Origin of the sequence: Kribbella sp. NPDC000426 (assembly GCF_040300265.1) — a bacterium.
In the GTDB taxonomy this organism is placed as follows: Bacteria; Actinomycetota; Actinomycetes; order Propionibacteriales; family Kribbellaceae; genus Kribbella.
Genome location: NZ_JBEPDK010000011.1, coordinates 233,866 through 252,620, shown reverse-complemented (window position 1 = coordinate 252,620; position 18,755 = coordinate 233,866). Strand labels below are relative to the sequence as shown.

General features: G+C 69.4%; 21 protein-coding genes. 4 read left to right on the top strand and 17 right to left on the bottom strand.

Annotation, left to right across the window (positions count from 1 at the left end; translation table 11 throughout):
* Nucleotides 1-8: 8 nt before the first annotated feature.
* From ABT313_RS42200 to ABT313_RS42180, 5 genes are read right to left on the bottom strand one after another with little or no spacing between them, the layout of a single operon-like run.
* Nucleotides 9-1,175 (bottom strand): transketolase C-terminal domain-containing protein, encoded by a 1,167-nt coding sequence (locus tag ABT313_RS42200; RefSeq protein WP_350866304.1) that lies wholly within the window; start codon nucleotides 1,173-1,175, stop codon nucleotides 9-11.
* Nucleotides 1,159-1,749, bottom strand: a complete 591-nt coding sequence (locus tag ABT313_RS42195) for a 2-oxoacid:acceptor oxidoreductase family protein (RefSeq protein WP_350866302.1) — start codon at nucleotides 1,747-1,749, stop codon at nucleotides 1,159-1,161. The genes ABT313_RS42200 and ABT313_RS42195 overlap by 17 nt, the downstream gene beginning before the upstream one ends.
* A gap of 5 nt (nucleotides 1,750-1,754) precedes the next feature.
* Nucleotides 1,755-2,711, bottom strand: a complete 957-nt coding sequence (locus ABT313_RS42190) for a PEP/pyruvate-binding domain-containing protein (RefSeq protein ID WP_350866300.1) — start codon at nucleotides 2,709-2,711, stop codon at nucleotides 1,755-1,757.
* Between the two features lie 32 nt (nucleotides 2,712-2,743).
* Nucleotides 2,744-3,751 (bottom strand): type I glyceraldehyde-3-phosphate dehydrogenase, encoded by a 1,008-nt coding sequence (gene gap, locus ABT313_RS42185; RefSeq protein WP_350866298.1) that lies wholly within the window; start codon nucleotides 3,749-3,751, stop codon nucleotides 2,744-2,746.
* 33 nt (nucleotides 3,752-3,784) lie between these two features.
* Complete coding sequence (locus tag ABT313_RS42180) at nucleotides 3,785-5,209, bottom strand: DUF4389 domain-containing protein (protein WP_350866296.1); 1,425 nt, start codon at nucleotides 5,207-5,209, stop codon at nucleotides 3,785-3,787.
* A 149-nt stretch (nucleotides 5,210-5,358) separates the two neighbouring features.
* On the opposite strand from ABT313_RS42180, the gene ABT313_RS42175 reads away from it, so the two are divergent.
* Nucleotides 5,359-5,658 carry a 2TM domain-containing protein gene (locus tag ABT313_RS42175; RefSeq protein ID WP_350866294.1) on the top strand — a complete coding sequence of 100 codons (300 nt, stop codon included), beginning with the start codon at nucleotides 5,359-5,361 and terminating at the stop codon, nucleotides 5,656-5,658.
* A gap of 67 nt (nucleotides 5,659-5,725) precedes the next feature.
* Here the strand turns inward: ABT313_RS42175 and ABT313_RS42170 are convergent, their stop codons facing one another.
* The 7 genes from ABT313_RS42170 to ABT313_RS42140 form a co-directional block, all read right to left on the bottom strand.
* Nucleotides 5,726-6,337, bottom strand: coding sequence for an Rv1733c family protein (locus ABT313_RS42170; protein WP_350866292.1), 612 nt, complete (start codon nucleotides 6,335-6,337; stop codon nucleotides 5,726-5,728).
* A gap of 211 nt (nucleotides 6,338-6,548) precedes the next feature.
* Entirely contained in the window at nucleotides 6,549-7,511 is a 963-nt protein-coding gene (locus ABT313_RS42165; protein ID WP_350866291.1) for an Acg family FMN-binding oxidoreductase, read from the bottom strand.
* Between the two features lie 10 nt (nucleotides 7,512-7,521).
* The gene (locus ABT313_RS42160; RefSeq protein ID WP_350866290.1) at nucleotides 7,522-8,919 is read right to left on the bottom strand and encodes an NAD(P)(+) transhydrogenase (Re/Si-specific) subunit beta; all 1,398 of its coding nucleotides are present in this window, start codon (nucleotides 8,917-8,919) and stop codon (nucleotides 7,522-7,524) included.
* Nucleotides 8,916-9,212, bottom strand: a complete 297-nt coding sequence (locus ABT313_RS42155) for an NAD(P) transhydrogenase subunit alpha part 2 (RefSeq protein WP_350866289.1) — start codon at nucleotides 9,210-9,212, stop codon at nucleotides 8,916-8,918. The genes ABT313_RS42160 and ABT313_RS42155 overlap by 4 nt, the downstream gene beginning before the upstream one ends.
* Entirely contained in the window at nucleotides 9,209-10,285 is a 1,077-nt protein-coding gene (locus ABT313_RS42150; protein WP_350866335.1) for a Rossmann-fold NAD(P)-binding domain-containing protein, read from the bottom strand. The genes ABT313_RS42155 and ABT313_RS42150 overlap by 4 nt, the downstream gene beginning before the upstream one ends.
* 15 nt (nucleotides 10,286-10,300) lie before the next feature.
* Nucleotides 10,301-11,659, bottom strand: a complete 1,359-nt coding sequence (locus ABT313_RS42145) for a DUF779 domain-containing protein (protein ID WP_350866287.1) — start codon at nucleotides 11,657-11,659, stop codon at nucleotides 10,301-10,303.
* A gap of 4 nt (nucleotides 11,660-11,663) precedes the next feature.
* Nucleotides 11,664-13,187: an aldehyde dehydrogenase family protein gene (locus tag ABT313_RS42140; RefSeq protein WP_502884063.1), complete on the bottom strand. Its 1,524-nt coding sequence runs from the start codon at nucleotides 13,185-13,187 to the stop codon at nucleotides 11,664-11,666.
* Between the two features lie 160 nt (nucleotides 13,188-13,347).
* On the opposite strand from ABT313_RS42140, the gene ABT313_RS42135 reads away from it, so the two are divergent.
* The 3 genes from ABT313_RS42135 to ABT313_RS42125 are packed head-to-tail and all read left to right on the top strand — an operon-like array spanning nucleotide 13,348 to nucleotide 15,309.
* Nucleotides 13,348-14,130, top strand: a complete 783-nt coding sequence (locus tag ABT313_RS42135; protein WP_350866284.1) for a 2-oxo acid dehydrogenase subunit E2 — start codon at nucleotides 13,348-13,350, stop codon at nucleotides 14,128-14,130.
* On the top strand, nucleotides 14,127-14,906 hold the full coding sequence (locus ABT313_RS42130) for a universal stress protein (protein ID WP_350866282.1): 780 nt from the start codon (nucleotides 14,127-14,129) through the stop codon (nucleotides 14,904-14,906). The genes ABT313_RS42135 and ABT313_RS42130 overlap by 4 nt, the downstream gene beginning before the upstream one ends.
* A 22-nt stretch (nucleotides 14,907-14,928) precedes the next feature.
* A complete protein-coding gene (locus ABT313_RS42125; protein ID WP_350866280.1) occupies nucleotides 14,929-15,309 on the top strand; it encodes a hypothetical protein in 381 nt (126 codons plus the stop codon).
* A 13-nt stretch (nucleotides 15,310-15,322) separates the two neighbouring features.
* Here the strand turns inward: ABT313_RS42125 and ABT313_RS42120 are convergent, their stop codons facing one another.
* From ABT313_RS42120 to ABT313_RS42100, 5 genes are all read right to left on the bottom strand, one after another.
* A complete protein-coding gene (locus tag ABT313_RS42120; protein ID WP_350866278.1) occupies nucleotides 15,323-15,832 on the bottom strand; it encodes a DsrE/DsrF/DrsH-like family protein in 510 nt (169 codons plus the stop codon).
* An 18-nt stretch (nucleotides 15,833-15,850) separates the two neighbouring features.
* On the bottom strand, nucleotides 15,851-16,144 hold the full coding sequence (locus tag ABT313_RS42115) for a TusE/DsrC/DsvC family sulfur relay protein (RefSeq protein ID WP_350866276.1): 294 nt from the start codon (nucleotides 16,142-16,144) through the stop codon (nucleotides 15,851-15,853).
* Nucleotides 16,141-17,388 (bottom strand): type III sulfide quinone reductase, selenoprotein subtype, encoded by a 1,248-nt coding sequence (gene sqr / locus ABT313_RS42110; protein WP_350866274.1) that lies wholly within the window; start codon nucleotides 17,386-17,388, stop codon nucleotides 16,141-16,143. The genes ABT313_RS42115 and sqr overlap by 4 nt, the downstream gene beginning before the upstream one ends.
* A 57-nt stretch (nucleotides 17,389-17,445) precedes the next feature.
* Nucleotides 17,446-17,868: an Hsp20/alpha crystallin family protein gene (locus ABT313_RS42105; protein ID WP_350866272.1), complete on the bottom strand. Its 423-nt coding sequence runs from the start codon at nucleotides 17,866-17,868 to the stop codon at nucleotides 17,446-17,448.
* 65 nt (nucleotides 17,869-17,933) lie between these two features.
* Nucleotides 17,934-18,677 carry a phosphatase PAP2 family protein gene (locus ABT313_RS42100; protein ID WP_350866270.1) on the bottom strand — a complete coding sequence of 248 codons (744 nt, stop codon included), beginning with the start codon at nucleotides 18,675-18,677 and terminating at the stop codon, nucleotides 17,934-17,936.
* Between the last annotated feature and the right edge of the window lie 78 nt (nucleotides 18,678-18,755).

The window sequence follows — 18,755 nt, the reverse complement described above, 5'->3', positions numbered from 1 at the left end:
AAGTCCTCTCAGCTCAACTCGTGCTCGACCACGTCGTGCTTGAGATCCAGGAACGTCAACGGTTCGAGCCGATCGGCGACGGCGTCGGTCAGCATCGCGCGCAGCGACGCCTTCGTCACCGGCCGGCCGCCGAGTCCCGCGACCACCGTGGTGATCGTTGCCTCCGGCAAGCTCCCGCGGACGTCCGCGGAGACGATCCCGCCGACGCCGACCGCGAGCGCCCGTTCCAGGACGACGATCCGCCGCGCCTCGCGAAGCGCTGCCCGCACGGCCGCGGACGGGAACGGCCGGAACGTTGTCACACCCAGCACGCCGATGCTCTCGCCCTCGGCCCGCAGCTCGTCCACGGTGTCCTTCAGCGTGCCCAGCACCGACCCCAGCGCCACCACGACGGTCTCCGCGCCCAGGCAACCGTACGGCCGGACCAGCCCGCCGGAGCTGCGCCAGAACTCTCGCGCGAAGTCGTCCGCGACCCGCGGAATCACATTCAGCGCCTCGAGATGCCGTGCGTGCGCGAGGTACCGGACCTCGGTGAAGGCATCCGGTCCGACCATCGCCCCGATGGTCATCGGGTCGTCCGGGTCCAGCACCTGCCGCGGCCGGTACGGCGGGAGGAACGCGTCCACCTGCTCCGGTGACGGTACGTCGATGCCCTCGACCGCATGTGTCAGCACGAAGCCGTCCATACACACCATCACCGGCAACGAGAGCTCCTCCGCGATCCGGAACGCCTGCACCTGCAGGTCGGCCGCCTCCTGGTTGCTCTCGGCGTACAGCTGGATCCAGCCGGAGTCGCGCTGCGACATCGCGTCGCTGTGGTCGTTCCAGATGTTGATCGGCGCCCCGATCGCCCGGTTGGCCACTGTCATCACGATCGGCAGGCCGAGTCCGGACGCGTTGAACAGCGCCTCGGTCATGTACAGCAGGCCCTGGCTCGCGGTCGCCGTGTACGCCCGGGCGCCGGCCGCCGACGCACCGATCGCGACCGACATCGCCGCGAACTCGGACTCGACGTTCACGAACTCGCACGGTGCGAGCTCGCCGTTGGCGACCAGCACGCTGAGCGCCTCGACGATATGCGTCTGCGGCGAGATCGGATAGGCGCAGACCACCTCGGGACGGCAGCGCGCCACCGTCTGCGCGACGGCTCGCGATCCTTCAATCTGTGAGCGCATCAGCAGCCTCCTCGAGGGTCCGGCGGGCCAGGTCGTACGCGGCGCGGATCGCCGCGATGTTGCCAGCGGCAACTGTCCCGGAGAATCGGTCCTGCACGACCGCGACCACCGACTCGACCTGCACCTGACCGGTGAGCGCCGCGAAGGCGCCCAGTAGCACGGCGCCCGGCAGCGGCCGGCCCAGGTGGGTCAGCGCCAGCTCGGTCGCCGGCACGGTCAGCACCCGCTCGGGCCTGAACTGCCGCACGAACGAATCCAGACCCAGCTCGGCGAGCGAGCGTGACGTGTTCAGCAGCAGGTACCCGTCGCTGCGCAGACCGCCGAAGACGTCCGCGTGATGGATGAGCGTCGAGTCCTGGACGATCACGGCGTCCGGCTCGGCGATCGGCTCATGAGCCCGGATCGGACGGTTGTCGATCCGGCAGAACCCGACCACCGGCGCACCGGTCCGTTCGGAGCCGAAGGTCGGGAACGCCTGCGCCTCCCGCCCTTCGGTGAAGGCCGCGACCGACAGCAGCTCCGCCGTCGTCACCACACCCTGGCCGCCGCGACCGTGGATCCGCACCTCGAACATCGCAATCACCCTGGCTGTGGCACGGCGACCGGGCGGCCGCCGGCCGCGATGGTGACGGCGGGCATCGCCCAGGGCAGGGCCTCGACCACGGACAGCTTGCCCGTCTCGCCGTCCTTGGCCCACTGCAGGGTCATCGGGCGGCGGAAGTGCTTGTCGGCCAGGACCGACCAGCCGGCGAGCTGCTGCAGCTCGTCGTCGGTCAGCACCAGGGCCATCCGCTCGTCGTAGGTCGTGGGGACGGTCCGGATGCCGCGTGGATCGGCGTACACCGACTTGGTCAGCTTGGCGCCGCGGTGCCGTACGACCAGCGGGCTGCGGCCCGGGTGGACCGAGTACTGGTCGGCGTCGGCAACGGGCGGCTCCCCCAGGCCCCATGCGGCCCGGACGCGCACGAACGTACTCTCGCCGCGCGCCGTGCCCGAGCTGCCGAGGTCGGCCCGCACCATGGTCTGCACGGTCACCGGCATCACGGCGTTCAGGTGGTCGGCTCCGGTCACCTCGCGGTTGCCGACGGCAACCGTACTGAACAGCGAGGCGAAGCAGCGCCGGCAGGCCGCGACCACATCCGCACCGCTCCGCAGATGCAGGAAGACCTCGGCCTGCGCCTCGTCGGCCGCTTCGACGGGGCTGCACCGTACGGCGACCTCGGTACCTTCGCCGCCGAGCTTGTCGTAGCCGGTCAGGATGTCGTCGATCAGCGCCTGCGGCAGCTCCGCGTCCCGGAACGCCGAACGGATCTCAGCAGCTGCCACCACCACGTCGCGACCGGCCCGGAACCGTCGGATCGACTGCGCGATCGACGGACCGAGACGTGCCTCCCGGACGAACTCCCGGTACGCCGACGCGGTGACGGCGAACGCCTGCGGGACTCGGATCCCCAGCTCCGCGAGCTCGGCCAGGCGGGCGTTCTTCACGCCCACCTCCGCCGGATCCAGATCGCCCGACAGCCAGACGATGTTCATCGTTTCCTCCTGTTACAGCGAATTACAGCGAACTACAGCGAGGCGGCGACGAGCTCGGTCAGGTCGACCAGGCGGCTCGTGTAACCCCACTCGTTGTCGTACCAGCCGAAAACCTTGACCAGCTGGTCCTGGACCTGCGTCAACGGCGCGTCGAAGATGCACGACGACGGGTCGCCGACGATGTCGCGGGACACGATCGGATCGGTCGTGTAGCGCAGGATCCCCTTGAGCCGTCCGGCCGCGGCCTCGGCGAACGCCTCGTTGACGATCTCGGCCGTGACGGCCTCGGTCAGCTGCACCGACAGGTCGGTCAGCGAGCCGTCCTCGACCGGGACGCGGACGGCGACGCCGTCGATCTTGCCGGCCAGCTCCGGGATCACCAGTCCGACCGCCCGGGCCGCGCCGGTGCTGGTCGGGATCAGGTTCGTCGCGCCCGAACGGCCGCGCCGCAGATCCTTGTGCGGGGAGTCCAGCAGCACCTGGTCGTTGGTGTAGCTGTGGATGGTGGTCATCAGACCGCGTTCGATGCCGAAGGCGCGGTGCAGCACCGACACCATCGGTGCGACGCAGTTCGTCGTGCACGAGGCGTTCGAGATCACGTCGTGGACCGCCGGGTCGTAGTCGTCCTCGTTGACGCCGAGGACGACCGTCGTGTCGACGTCCTTGCCCGGCACCGACAGGATCACCTTGCGGGCTCCGGCGATCAGATGTGCGCCCGCGGCGTCGCGGGTGCGGAACTTGCCGGTCGACTCGATCACGACGTCGGCGCCGACCGCGCCCCAGTCGAGCCGGGCCGGATCACGCTCGGCAGTCGCACGCAGCGTGTGGCCGCCGACCGTGATCGTGTCGTCGGTGTGACCGACCTCTTCCTCGAGAGGCCCGTACGTCGAGTCGTAGCGCAGCAGGTGGGCAAGCGTCGCCGGGGCGGCGACGTCGTTGATCGCGACCACCTCGATGCCGCTGGATCGCCGTTCGAGCACGCAGCGCAGGTAGTCCCGCCCGATGCGCCCGAATCCGTTGATCCCTACTCGTACGCTCATGATCGACCCCTCAGTCGGTGGTGTCCGTCGCTCCTATTCCAGCGGTGGCACCGTGGGCGTCTGCAGGGCCGAAGGTCCCGGCTTCGGCCGCCGGACGACCGCCAGCAGGACCAGCGCCAGCCCGAGCATGAAGGTAATGCCCGCACTCACCAGCACCGCGATCCAGGCCCAGTCGAGTGCCGGCGCGGTGGCTCCGACGTCAGCATTGACGCTGATGTTGCGGCCGGCGTCCGGCGTCATCACCACGAGCGTCCAGTCGCCGTTCTCCAGCGGCCAGGTGATCGTCTGCTCGCCCACGCCGGACGACTGCACCCGCCAGATCCGCAGCGCGGTGGGCGGGGTCGACGGCGCCTGCCCGGCGTGCTCGTCGTACGTCGTCCGGTCCGGTCCGACCGCCTTGACGGTCGTGTAGCCGACACCGTTCAGGTAGCTGCGCACGTCGGCCGAACTCGCCAGGCCGACGAACACCGGCGTGCCGTCCGTCGTCGCAACCCGGACGCGCGCGTCCCCGAACCACCGCTGCGGAATCGCCGTCGCGCCCGCGTCGATCGTCAGGTTCTCGCTCGTCAGGGCGTAGCCGGTCGTGCTGAGCGTCACCTGGTCCGACGTGACGAAGCCCGCGGAGTCCCGCCGCCCCTGGTCGAGCCAGGCCAGCGCTCCGCCGACGGTCAGACCGACGACCGACGCCAGTGTGACGACGATGCCGAGGATCAGCGCGACGGTCCGCCCCGCCGACATTCGCAGCTCCGGCTCACGCGGCGGGCCACCCGGCGGTGGCGGCTCGTGCAGCTTCGTCGTACCAGGGTCGTCGCCGCCCATGTCCAGGCGGAACGGCGGGTACTGGTCGACCATCAACCCGGCGTACGCCGCGACCCGCAGCGCCCACCGGTTCATGCCGAGCACCAGGTCGAACACCGACCGCGGGTAGCGTCCGGTGAACAGCAGCGCGATGGCCGCGATCAGGACCAGGATCCCGACGAGTCCGCCGCTCCAGCCCCAGGTCCGGTCGTCCGCCTGACTCGCGAACCAGGTCCCGGTGCCGACGAAGAACCCGACCACGATGTACTGCGGGATCGCGAGCAGCCACCACTTCACCAGCACCAGTCCGCGGGACAGATGCTCGGGGTACTTCACCTCGAGATGCGCCGGGTACGACGGCACGTCGCGCAACGTGAACGGCGGATACTTGTCCGTGCCGAGCGCGCCGTAGGAGTAGAACTGCACCCGCCAGGTCCAGCGCAGTACGCCGACGTTGAAGTCGAAGATGCTCCGCGGGTACCGGCCCGTGAACAGGATCGCGAAGAACGCCACGAAGCTCAGCAGCGCGAACGCGATCCACAATGCCGCCAGCACGAACAGGTGCGGAATCACCAGCACCCATTTCACCAACCAGAGCCAGCGATTCAGCCGCTCGTCGAGTCTCCCGTCCACCAGGACGGGGTACGTCGTCACACTCATCACAGCCTCCCGTCACTCGTTCCTCAAGGCCAGCCTCGAACCCCGACCGACTCCCGAGCAGAGCCGAAGGTCCCGCCCGTAGCACGTCTTGCTGCCCTGACCGGTGCGTCGGCGGCAGCACACGCTGAGGGTGAGGAAAGGAGGCAGTCATGGACGACAGGACCCTCGTCGATCGCACGGTCCCGCGCACCGACGACGAACTGCGCGAGCAGGCGGTGACAGAGCTTCGCAAGCGGCGTGAGCTCGCCGGTCACGTGATCGCGTTCGTACTGGTGAACACCTTCGTCGTGATCATCTGGTACGTCACCGGAGCCGGCTTCTTCTGGCCGGTCTTCCCGATCTTCGCCTGGGGCATCGGCATCATCTTCCACGCGTGGGACGTGCTGTGGCCCCAGCCCACGGAGACCGCGATCCACAGCACGATGGAGCGGATCGCCCGCCGTCGTTGAGACAACGTTCGGGGAACGCGAAGGGCCGGCCCGAGCGGGCCGGCCCTTCGCTGTGCGGAGCGGGGTGTCAGCGCTGGCCTCGCAACCAGCGAGGAGCGACCGAGAGCCATTCGCTGGTCCACTCGCGGTAGCGGCGGCGGTCCAGCGGAACACGCACGAGGCGGAACAGGCCCCAGAGGAGGAGCCACGCTCCGAGGACGGTGAAGATGCCGAGGGTTGCGCCGAACGCGGCGCTGTCCGACTTCGAACGCGGTGCGGTGACGATGTTCCCCGACCCGTCCAGCCAGACCGGTACGGTGTCGCCGGCCTTGGTGCCGATCACCACGCTCCGCATCCCTACCCGTTCCGTGCCGTGCAGGTCGACATACGACACCCGGACCATCGACAGCACATCCGCGGGCACGCTCGGCACCGAGCGATCGGCGCTCTCCAGCGCCCGTCCCTGTACTTCGTGCAGGCTGGTCCGCTGCCGCGCCGCCGATGCGTCGAGCGAGCTCTGCAGGCCGGTTCCGACGGCCGCGCCGACTGGCAGCATCACCAGCGCGGCGATCAGCGCACACCACAGCAGCGCGGCCTCGAGCCGGTCCGACGGACGGCGCAGCGAGTTGCGTCCGAAGCCCAGGCGGCGAGCCTGCATGAGCACCCACAGCTCCCCGGAACGATGCATCACGGCGCTCATGACAACCTCCCCTTACCTCTCATGATTGGACGCAGGGGACCGGCTCACCGGACCGGGTCCGTCTTGACGACGGTGAGTCTCGTGGCCTGTGGCCACCTTTGTGGGTCCGCTTCCGGCGAGCCGGTCTTCCCCCTGCATCTCCAGACTCGCGGGTCCCGGGCGATGTGATCAGGGCCCAAGGTCCCGAGCTGGCGGACCACCCGGCCCGGTGTCAGTCGCCGAGCAACGCCTCCTTGAGCGAGCGTCGCGGCGTCGGCGGGACAGGCGTGCCGTAGCCGAAACGGATGACGGCCTGGGGGCGTTGCCACGGGCCGAGTGGATCGTTGATCTGCAGGCGGAGTTCCTCGTGCTCGATCGCCTGGTTCAGCAGCGAGGTCGACACACCACGCGCGGTCGCCTCCAGCAGCACGTGCTCCAGCGCCTGCCCGGCCCGCAACCACTCGATCGGGCCGTCGTACCGCGTCGCGAGTACCGCCAACTGCGGCTCCCGCTCGAAGTCGGCCACCGGACGGGCCGTGTCCGCCTCGGTGGCGGCCAGTTCGCGCACCACCGGGTTTCCACCCGCGACGCGCGAGCCCAGCGCACTCGACGGCACGCCGTCGGCGTCCCGGTCGCCACCGACCCACCGCCGGCGCTCAGCGGTCCTGGCCGCATCCTCGTCGTCGGCCGTCGCCGCCTCATTCGTTGCTATCCGCAACCACCAGCGCCGGGTCGGCTTGTCGATCCACTGCAGTACGGCGCCCTCGACCTGGGCGCACAGACCGAGCTGGACCCGCAGCTGTCCCGGCAGCCGCTGCTCGGTGAACGGCTCGCGGTTCGTCCGCCGCTCGGTCAGGTACGGTGCGAGCGCAGCGATCGACTCGTTCGGCGCCCCGCCGAGCTCCACGACCGCGACCAGGTCCGGCCGCTGCTGGTCGACCAGATGACGCACCTCGGCGCCACTTCCCAGGGCCGCTGCAGCTACGCGCAGGTTGAAGATCGCCGCCCCCAGCGAGACGAACAGCATGCGCCGCGACGGGTCCTCGGCGGGCAGTTCGCGCTCCCGGTCCCGGTACACCTCGACGGTCGAACCCACGAACCGGAACCGCCACGGCTGCGTGTTGTGCATCGACGGCGCCGCCACCGCGGCAGCCAGCAGGACTTCGCGGTCGTCCTGGGTCAGCTTGTCTTCCATCCCGATCACCTCAATGGACGTAGGCTTGCAGCTCGTTGATCAGCGCGGTGAGAACGACCTTCGCGTCGCCGAACAGCATCGCGGTCCGCGGCTCGGTGTAGAGCTCGTTGTCGATCCCGGCGTACCCGTGCCCGAGCGAACGCTTGACGACGATCACGCTGCGGGCCTTGTCGACGTCGAGGATCGGCATCCCGGACACCGCGTTCCCCGGCCGGCGGGCCGCTGGGTTGGTGACGTCGTTCGCGCCGACGACCAGGACGACATCGGTCGCCGCGAACTGCGGGTTGATCTCGTCCAGGTCCTTCAGCTGCGGGTACGGCGCGTTCGCCTCGGCCAGCAGCACGTTCATGTGACCCGGCATCCGTCCGGCCACGGGATGGATGCCGTAGCTGACGTCCACGCCGTGCTCGGTCAGCGCCTGCGCGAGTTCGACGACCTCGTGCTGCGCCTGAGCCGCCGCCAGTCCGTAGCCGGGAACGATGACGACCTTGCTCGCGTACGCCAGTTGCAGGGCGGCGTCGTCGGCCGTCACCGACCGAACCGTGCCCTGTGCCGCGATCGCGGTGGTGGTCTGCTCGTCCCCGGTACCGAAGCCGCCCGCGATGATGCTCAGCAGCGACCGGTTCATCGCGACCGCCATCAGCTTCGTGAGGATGCCACCGGCCGCCCCGACCAGCGCGCCCGCGATGATCAGCGGCGTACTCCCGATCACGAACCCGGCCATCGCGACCGCCGTGCCGGTGCAGGCGTTCAGTAGCGAGATCACTACCGGCATGTCGGCCCCGCCGATCGGCAACGTCATCAGCACACCGATAGCCAGCGCTGCGCCGGTCACCAGCCCGAGCGTCCCGAGGCCGCCGACATGGGCCGTGTACAGGACTCCGGCGGTCAGCGCGGTCAGCGCGAGCAGCAGGTTCAGGAGGCGGCCACCGGTGAACGTCAGCGGCCGGCCGGGCACGATCCCGGCCAGCTTGCCCGCGGCGATCAACGATCCTGAGAACGTCACCGCGCCGATGAGTACGTCCAGGAACGTCGTGAGGGTTGTGCTGGTCGGCTGATCCGTCGAGCCCGGCAGGGCATCGGTGAAGGCGATCAGAGCTGCCGCGCCACCACCGACCGCGTTGAACAGGCTGACCAGTTGCGGCATCGCGGTCATCTTCACGCGCCGCGCGGCGACCAGACCGGCCACCGCTCCGACCGCCACGCCGAGCGCGAGGACGACGGCCGCCGTCGCCGTGATGACGGCGTCGTCGACCAGTACGACCGCGGTGAGCCCGACGGCCACAGCCATCCCGAAGGCGGACAGCTGGTTGCCGCGGCGCGCGGTCGCGGGCGAGTTCATCAGGTGCAGTCCGAGCACGAAGCAGACTGCCGTACCCAGGTAGAGGAGGTGAGTCGTCGTGTTCATCGGTCCGCCCTCGGCCCGGCGCGGAACATCTCCAGCATCCGGTCGGTGACGACGTACCCGCCGACGACGTTGGCGGTCGCGAACACGGCGGCCACGAACAGCAGCAGGCAGCCGATCGTCGTATCGATGCTCGCGGCAATGATCATGACGCCGACCAGCACGACGCCGTGGATGGCGTTCGCACCCGACATCAGCGGGGTGTGCAGGGTGGCCGGGACCTTGGTGATGACCTCGAACCCGACCAGCACACTCAGGACGAACACGGTGATGTCCGCCAGCAGCACCTCGGTCATGACACTGTCTCCTTCGTCGGCACGAGCAGCCCCGCGGTGATCTCGTCCTCCGGGTCGAGGACCACGCGACCGTCGTGGATCAGATACTCGAGCAGGGCCGCGACATTGCGTGCCCACGCCGAGGAAGCGGCTCGTGGCAGCTGCGCCGCGAGGTCGCCCGCGCCGACAACGACGACGCCGTTGCCGGTCTCGATCCGGCCGTCGGGCACCGATCCCGCAACGTTGCCGCCCAGCGGGCCGGCAGCCAGATCGACCACCACCGATCCCGGTGCCATCGCGGCCAGCGCCGCGGCCGGCACCAGCTCCGGCGGGCGGTGTCCGGGAACCTGCGCCGTCGTGATGACGACATCGAACTCCCGGATCGCCGCCGCCAACGCACGGTGCTGCGCGGCTTGCTCCTCCGCGGTCAGCGTGCGCGCGTAGCCGCCGTCTCCTTCGGCGGTCACGCCGAGGTCGAGCACCGCGGCGCCGGTCGAGGCGATGTCGGCTCGTGCCGCGGCGCGGACGTCGTACCCGGTCACGAGCGCGCCCAGGCGTCGCGCCGTGCCCATCGCCTGCAGGCCGGCCACTCCCCCGCCGAGTACCAGAACCTTCGCCGGGCGCACGGTCCCGGCAGCGGTCATCATCATCGGGAAGAAGCCGCCGAAGGTGTCCGCCGCGAGTACTGCGGCCTTGTATCCGGCGACATTCGCCTGGGAGGTGAGCACGTCCATCGACTGCGCCCGGCTGAGCGTCCGCGGCAGTCCTTCGAAGCTCAGCGCGGTGACACCGGACAACTCCTCGGGATCGTCGTCCGGCCGCAGCAGGCCGATCACGATCTGACCGGCCCGCAACCGCCCGGCATCCGGCCGATGGATCACCGCGAGGATGTCCGCCCCGGCATAGACCTCCGACCGGTCGGCGATGCGTGCGCCGACAGCGACGTACGCCTCGTCCGGGAAGCAGGCGCCGCGCCCCGCGCCGGTCTCGACGATCACGTCGAGACCGGCCTTGCGCAGCCGCGCCACCACCTCGGGGGTGACCGCCACCCGGTTCTCGTGCCACGCGGTCTCTGCGGGGCAGCCGACGAGCATGTTCACCTCGACCTCTCAGAACTGGAAGACGATGCGGGCCGGGACGTCGCCGGCCAGCACGTCCGCGATCGACTGGTTCACGTCGTCGAGCTTGCGGTCGACGGCGATGACCTTGGTCCGGCCCGCCGCATGCAGCGCGAAGACGTCGGCCAGGTCGTTGCGGGTGCCGACGATCGAACCGATCACGGTCTTGCCGTTCAGCACCGTGTCGAAGATCGGCAGGCTCAGCGCTCCGTCGTCGCCGGGCAGCGCCACGCAGACCAGCCGGCCGCCCCGGCGCAGCGAACGGAACGCCTGGTCGAACGAGTGCGGGCTCGCCGCCAGCGCGACCGCGACGTCGGCGCCGCCGAGCGCCTGGATCGCCTCGACCGGGTCGGTCGTGGCCGCGTTCACCACGTGGTCCGCGCCGAGCTGCTTGGCCATCTCCAGCTTGCTGTCCTCGATGTCGACACCGATGGTGATGCCGCCGGCGATGCGTGCGTACTGCAGCGCGAGGTGCCCCAGACCTCCGACGCCGAAGATCGCCACGGTCTCCGCCGGCGCCACCCCGGCGACCTTGATGGCCTTGAACGTCGTGACGCCTGCGCACGTGAGCGGAGCGGCATCGCGCGAGGACACGCTGTCGGGCACGGGTGTGGCGAACGCCGCGGGTACGACGGCGTACTCGGCGAAGCTGCCGTTGACGGAGTAGCCGGAGTTCTGTTGCTCGAGGCACAGGGTTTCCCAGCCGCCGATGCAATGCCGGCACTTGCCGCAGGCGTAGCCGAGCCACGCGATCGCGACCCGGTCGCCGAGCGCCCGTTCGGTCACGTCATCGCCGAGCCGCTCGATGATCCCGATGCCCTCGTGGCCCGGGACGAAGGGCGGGGCCGGCTTGACCGGCCAGTCGCCATGCGCTGCGTGGATGTCGGTGTGGCAGAGCCCGCTGGTCTCCATCCGGACCAGGACCTCGCCCGGTCCGGGTTCGGGGATCGGTACCTCCTGGATCTCGAGCGGCTTGCGGAAGTCGGTAACGACGGCGGCTTTCATCGTGGTCCTTTCGACGGAACAGGTTGTGGATCGGGTGACGAAACGAGTGCCGTGGCCGGCGGCGAGCGAGAAGCCCTCGGGGTCGCCCGGCGCGACGTCGAGCTGGAACGTGGACTCGCCCCAGGCCTGGTCCAGTCCGTAGTCGATGTAGAACGGGCACCCCTCGACCGTGCCGAGCAGGACGTCGCCCGCACCGAGGATCAGCTCCCCGGCCGGGTAACACATCGGCGTACTGCCGGCGCAGCAACCGCCGGACTGGACGAACATGACCGGCCCGCGGTCCGCGCAGAGGCGACGGATCGCCTCGTGCGCGGCCGCGGTGGCAGTGATGCGGTTGACGGACATGGGATCAGAACAGACCGAGCGGCTCGTCGCTGTAGCTGACGAGGAGGTTCTTGGTCTGGCTGTAGTGGTCGAGCATCATCCGGTGGTTCTCCCGGCCGATGCCGGAGATCTTGTAACCGCCGAACGCCGCTCCCGCCGGGTACTGGTGGTAGCAGTTCGTCCACACCCGGCCGGCCTTGATGGCACGACCCATCCGGTACGCGCGACTCCCGTCCCGGGTCCAGACGCCCGCGCCGAGGCCGTAGAGGGTGTCGTTGGCGATCGCCAGCGCCTCCGCCTCGTCCTTGAACGTGGTGACCGCGAGGACCGGGCCGAAGATCTCCTCCTGGAAGACCCGCATCTTGTTGTCGCCGCGCAGCACGGTCGGCTGGAAGTAGTAGCCGTTCTCGAACTCACCGGCGATCTTGGCGCGCTCGCCGCCGATCAGTACCTCGGCGCCCTCGGCGCGGCCGATCTCGACGTACGACGAGATCTTGTCCAGCTGCGCCTGCGACACCTGGGCTCCGAGCTGGGTGTCGGTGTCGAGCGGGTTGCCCTGCTTGATCGCGGCGATGCGGTCCAGGCACCTGCTCATGAAGGCGTCGTAGATGTCTTCCTGCACCAGCGCCCGGGACGGGCAGGTGCAGACCTCGCCCTTGTTGAACGCGTACAGCACGAGGCCCTCGACCGCCTTGTCCAGGAACCGGTCGTCGTGCGCCATCACGTCACCGAAGAAGATGTTCGGGCTCTTGCCGCCGAGCTCGACGGTCGACGGGATCAGGTTCTGGGCGGCGTACTGCATGATCAGCCGGCCGGTGACGGTCTCACCGGTGAAGCCGATCTTCGCGATCCGCGGGCTGGTGGCCAGTGCCTTGCCGATCTCGGCGCCGGGGCCGGTGACGATGTTCAGCACACCGGGCGGTACCACGTCGCCGATGACCTCGGCCAGCTTGAGGATCGACCAGGGTGTCGGCGAGGCCGGCTTCATCACCGAGCAGTTGCCCGCGGCCCACGCCGGGGCGAGCTTCCACGCGGCCATCAGCAGCGGGAAGTTGAACGGGATGATCTGGCCGACGACCCCGAGCGGCTCACGGAAGTGGTAGGCGACCAGGTCCTTGGCGATCTCGGTGCTGCGGCCCTCCTCGGCGCGTGCGGCGGAGGCGAAGTACCGGAAGTGGTCGACGACCAGCGGGATGTCCGCGTTCAGCGTCTCGCGCACCGGCTTGCCGTTCTCCCAGCTCTCGGCGACGGCCAGCATCTCCTTGTTCGCCTCGACCGCGTCGGCGACGGCGTTCAGGACCTCCGCGCGCTCGGTCGCGGACTTCTCACCCCAGGCGTCCTTGGCGGCGTGCGCGGCGTCCAGCGCCAGCTCGACGTCCTCGGGCGTCGAGTGGGCGACCTCGGTGATCGGCTCGGCGGTCGCCGGGCTCAGGTCGATCCGGTGCTCGCCCTTGGACGGCTCCACCCACCTGCCGCCGATGAAGTTCTCGTACCGCGGCTTGACCTCGACCGGACTCCCGGGCTGCCCGGGTGCGACGTACTGCATGATCCTTCTCCTTCGACTCGACGAGTCCGTGCGCTTCGAGAAAACTGCGTCCGGGGCTGTGCTCGTAGGGCCGAAAGGCCTGGGTGCGATGGACCGGTCGGCCGGTGCGGGCGGGGCGGCGCGGCGCGGATGCTGGTGCCAAGTCGGCTCAGGAGGTGGACCGGTGCGGGACGGACAGGTACGACGGGTGCCGTGGGTTCGGCAGCTCGTGATCGACACCGGGCGCGCGGCTCAGCGCCGGCATGCCATCCATGGCCTGTTCGAGGTCGACGTGACGTCGGCCCGGGCGGCCCTGCGGCCGCATCTGTTCACCGCGTTCGTGATCCATTGCATCGCCACCGCGGTGGCCGAGGAACCCGGTGTGCAGGCCTACCGTGACTTCCGGGGCCGGCAGATCGTCTTCGACGAGGTCGACATCGGCCTTCCGGTCGAGGTCGAGGTCGACGGCGCTCCGTTCGCGTTCACCCATGTGCTCCGCGACGCAGCTCGGCGTACGGTCGAGGATCTGCAGCAGGAGATCCACGCGGTCAAAACGGACCCGTCGCTCAGTCCATCGGTGCACAAGGCGCCCTGGGCCCACGCCTACCTGCTGCTGCCCGGCTTCGTCCGGGTCGCGCTGCTCGGCGGGCTGCACCGGATGCCGCATCGCCAGCGGGCGTTGGCCGGAACCGTCGGGGTGACCGCCGTCGGCATGTTCGGTGCCGGGGCCGGCTGGGGCATCGGCTTCCAGCTGCACACGCTGAGCATCGTCATCGGAGGCATCGCCAAACGGCCGATCCTGTTCCAGGGCCGGCTCGTGGAGCGCGAGTTCCTGCAACTGACCGTGAGCGCCGATCACGACGTCGTCGACGGCGCCCCGGCTGCCCGCTTCGTCGGACGGCTCCGAGAACTGCTGGTCGCCGGGGACGGGATCACGTCGCCGGTCGTCACGAGGAGACCCGCGTGAAGCACAAACCCGTTGTCGTCGGCATCGACGGCTCACCCGCCGCGGACGTCGCGATCAGCTGGGGTGCCACGGAGGCCGCCGTACTGCGAAGCCCGCTGCACCTCGTGCACACCGTGACACCCGGCGGTTCGCCCGGTGCGGCCGGCGACATCGTCTACAAGGCCGTCGCGCACGCGCGCGGACTGGAGTCCGGGATCGTCATCGACACCCGGATCGAGAGCGGCTCCCCGTCGGCAGCGCTGGTCAAGGCCTCCGTCGGTGCCGCGGTCGTCGTGATCGGCAGCCGCGGGCTCGGCCTGATGGCCGGCGCCCTGATCGGCTCGACCGGACTCGACCTCGCGGCCAACGCCCGGTGCCCGGTCGTCGTGGTACGCCCCGACCTCAGCGCCACGCCCGGCGGTCGCGTCGTCATCGGGTACGACGGTTCGCCGATGAGCGATGCCGCACTGGACTTCGGGCTCGACCACGCCCGCCGCCACGACCTCGCCGTACGGGTCGTCGCCGCCCAGCCCGAAGGGAGCGAGCTGCACCGGATCACCGAGGACGAACTCCGCGAGGCCGTGCACGCACGCGGCGGCACCGACGCCGAACTGATCCAGATCACCGGCCACCCGGCCGAGCACATCCTACGGCTGTCCGAGGACGCGAACCTGATCGTGATCGGCGCCCGCGGTCGCGGCGGTTTCGCCGGCATGCTGATCGGCTCCGTCAGCCAGACCGTCCTGCACCACGCCGGCTGCCCCGTCGCCGTCATCCCCGCGGAAGCCGGCGGCTGAGATGACCACGCCGGCTACTCAGATGCCATCGGCAACCATCTGGCGGGCGATCCGCTGGGGCTTCGTCGCCCTGTTCGCCTCCGGGGCTTGCGTCCATGTCTTCCTGGCGCTCGCGACTCCGAGGTCGTACGACGGCTTCGCCGACACGGCATTCTTCGGCTGGGTCCACGACGGCTGGCAGAACATCTTCATGGCACACCCGACCGTTTGGGCCCTCCTCCTCGCCGCGGCCGAGCTCACGATCGCGATCCTGCTCGTCAAGGTCCCCCGCGTCGGCTACGTCGCCGTCATCGCCTTCCACCTGGCCCTCATGCTCTTCGGCTGGGGCTTCTGGCTCTGGTGCGTGCCTGCCCTCGCCTTCGCAGTACCGGCCGCCCGGAACAGCTTCCGGAGCGGCCGGTAGCACCCTTCGGCGCTCAGATGAAGATGATCTGGGCGCCGTCGGTCTTCTCGATGAAGTCGGCGGCGCTGATGATGCCTTCGACGTCGTCGTACAGGTCGGACTCGTCGAGGTGCATCATGTCGGCCGACATCCGGCACGCCCACAGGTGACCGCCGGACGCGACGATCTGCTCCAGGAACTCCGGTACGTCGGGGACGCCGATCTCCTCGATCTGCTTCTTCATCTGGTGCGTGGCCATCGCGGTCATCCCCGGCAGGCCGCCCAGACCCTGCGGCAGGTGCGTCGCGGTGTTGCCGAGCATGGTGAACTTCAGGTCGTGCATCCGCGACTTGGTGATCATGTCGAAGCCCCAGAAGGTGAAGAACAGATGGGTCTCCACACCTTCGCCCAGAGCGGCGTTCGCCAGGATCAGGCCCGGGTAGGCCATGTCCAGATTGCCCTTCGAGCAGATGATGGCCAGCTTGCGGCCTTGCGTTGCCTCGTCGCCGAAGTCGGGGACGACCAGCGGCACGGTGGTGGTCATGTCGGTGCCTTCTCTCTCTCACACGCAACCACGGGGCTTCGGCAGGCCGGCGACGTACGCCATCTTCTTGGCCGGCTTGCCGGGGAACAGAACGAACAACTGCTTGATCGGGATGCCGGCCAGGGTCGACACCCGGCGCAGCGTGGCGGTCTCGCCGTGCGTCGGGTAGTCCTCCCGCAGGAACCGGATCGCCTTCCAGTGCTCGTCGGTCAGCTCGATCCCGATCTGGGTTGCGAGCTGGACCGCGAGTTCTTCGGTCCACTCGTCGTACTCGGTGAGGAAGCCCTCGGAATCGACGTGAACGGTGGTCATGGTCGGACCTCCTCGTCCGGTCGGTGTTTGCCGCTCATCGACATCAGCGCCGGCACGGGCAGCCGGCGGCCCGGGAGCAGCAGGTGCCAGTAGATCCAGCGGAACGCGAGCTTGCCCCAGTGGTTCGCCCTGGTCTCGTGCAGCAACGACATCGGTCCGACGTGCGCCAGCGGGAACCGGCCCGGTAGCGGTTCGGTGTCGTAGTTGAAGTCGATCAGCAGTGCCTTGCCGTCGCCGGTCTCGACGAAGCAGTTCGCGTGCCCGTCGAACCGGCCGGTCATCGGCTGGCCCTCGACGTACGCGCAGAAGTTGTCGACGAAGATCTCGCTTGAGAAGTGCGCCACCGAGCCGGCCTTCGAGGTCGGCAGATCGTTGGCATCGCCAATGGCGAAGATCTCGGGGTTCGCGAGCGACTGCAGCGTGTGCTTGTCGACCGGCACGTAGTTCAGCTCGTCGCCGAGGCCGGACGCGGCGACGAAGCCGGCGCCCATGTTCAGCGGCACGGTGACCAGCAGGTCATAGCCGATCTCGCGCTCGTCGTAGCTGACCAGCGTCTTGCGGCCGGCGTCGACGCGCTCCACCAGGAAGTCGGTCTCGACCGCGATCTTGCGCTCGTCGAGCAGCCTGCCGAGGTACCTGGAGGCGATCGGCTTGGTGAAGGCGCCGTCCAGCGGCGTCACGTAGACGAGCTCGACCTGGTCCCGCATGCCCCGCCGACGGAAGAACTCCTCGGTCAGGAAAGTGAACTCCAGCGGCGCCACCGGACACTTGATCGGCTGGTCGACCACGTGCACGACGAGCCGCCCACCGGTGAAGTCCCGCAGCGCATCGCGCAGTGCGAAGGCGCCGTCGTAGGTGTAGAAGTCGTGAATGCTGCGGCGCCACTCCGGCCCGAGCATGCCGGGCGTCTCGTCCGGCCTCGAGCTGGTGCCGGTGGCGATCACCAGGTAGTCGTAGCCGACCACCTGGCCGTCCGTGAGCCGCACGTCCTTGGCGTCCGGATCGACCTTCGCGATCTCGCCCCGCAACAGCAGGATCCCGGCCCGCAGCGTCTTCCGGCGAGGCTGCAGCAGGTGCTTGTCGTCGCCGCCGAACGGCACGAACAGCAACCCGGGCTGGTACACGTGGTGGCTGTCGCGATCGATCACCGTGATCCGCCACTCGTCGAGCGGCAACCGGCGCCGCAGCTTGTTGGCCACGGTCGTCCCGGCGGTCCCGCCGCCGAGGATCACCAACCGTCTCATCGTCGTGTCCTTTCCGGCCCGGCCCGGCCAGGTGCACCGGGCCGGGCCGAGCGGGAGTCAGTCGGTGTGCTCGATCGTGATCGTGCGCGTCTCGGCCGGCTTCGCCGCGATCGGCACGGTCACCTCGAGGATCCCGGCCGCGTACTTCGCCACGACCGCCTGCTCGTCGGCGCCGTCCGGCAGCAGCACCCGGCGGGTGAGCGTGCCGTAGTGGAACTCCGAGCGAGCACCGTCGTGCTCCTCCTGCAGACGGGTCGCCGAGATGGTGAGCATCCCGTTCGCGACCTCGACCTTGATGTCCTTCTCCGGGTCCAGACCGGGCAGCTCCGCCCGTACGACGTACTTGCTGTCGTCGGTGAACTCCTCGATCCGCACGCCGCGCATCGTCGCCGGCACCGTGAACAGACTCGGCAGACCCTCTGCCCAGTCGAACAGGTCCGCGAACTGATGCCGGTCGTTCCGCCTCTGCAGCGTCGCCATGGCATCTCCTTCCTGTCGTCCTCCACCTCCACCTCACCGCGGGACACACCCGCACAGCAGGGCCGTCAGCACCCTCCGCCCCGGACCTTCGGCCCTGCCAGGCGGTAGGCGGCCAGCAGGCTCAGCAGGGCGATCACTCCGCCGGCGAGGCCGTCGAAGATGTAGTGGTTGGCGGTGAGCACGATCGCGGTGAGCATCAGGACCGGCATCAGCCAGCCGAACAAACGAATGCTCCAGTGGGTGCCCAGGCTCGCCACCGCGATCCCCATCAGCAGGTTCCAGCCGAAGTGCAGGCTCGGTACGGCGGCGTACTGGTTCACGAAGGCGGGCGGTTGCAGCACCCGGTACGCCGAGGTGTGCTCGGTGACCGTGTCCGCGAACCCGTACCCGGTGAGGAATCTCGGCGGCGCTACCGGGAACAGCGCGAAGATGACCAGCCCGATCGAGCCGGACAGCAGCATCGCGTTGCGGAACACGCGGTACGCGTCACGATGCCGGATCAGCAGCCACAGCAGCGTCGTCAGCAGCACGGGCCAGTGGCCGAAGATGTAGATGTAGCCCAGGACCTCGACCAGCCAGCCGTGATCGACGACCGCCTGTTGCAGCTGCGGCTCGACGAACAGGCCGGCTGATCGCTCCCAGGACACGACGGTCTCGGCGTTGCGGTAGGCGACGTCGACCCGGGTCGCGATCAGACCGCGAACCCCGAAGTACGACGCGATGGCCGCCGCGATCACGATCAGCTCGCGGACGATCTGCCGATTCCGGTGCAGCGCCCGCACCACCGACACGTCGCTTCCGGCGACCATGGCCCACCTCCCCCACCCACGCTCGCAACCGGACGACTGCACCGCCCAGGGCCGTCCCGCCCGTCCTCGCCGGGACCA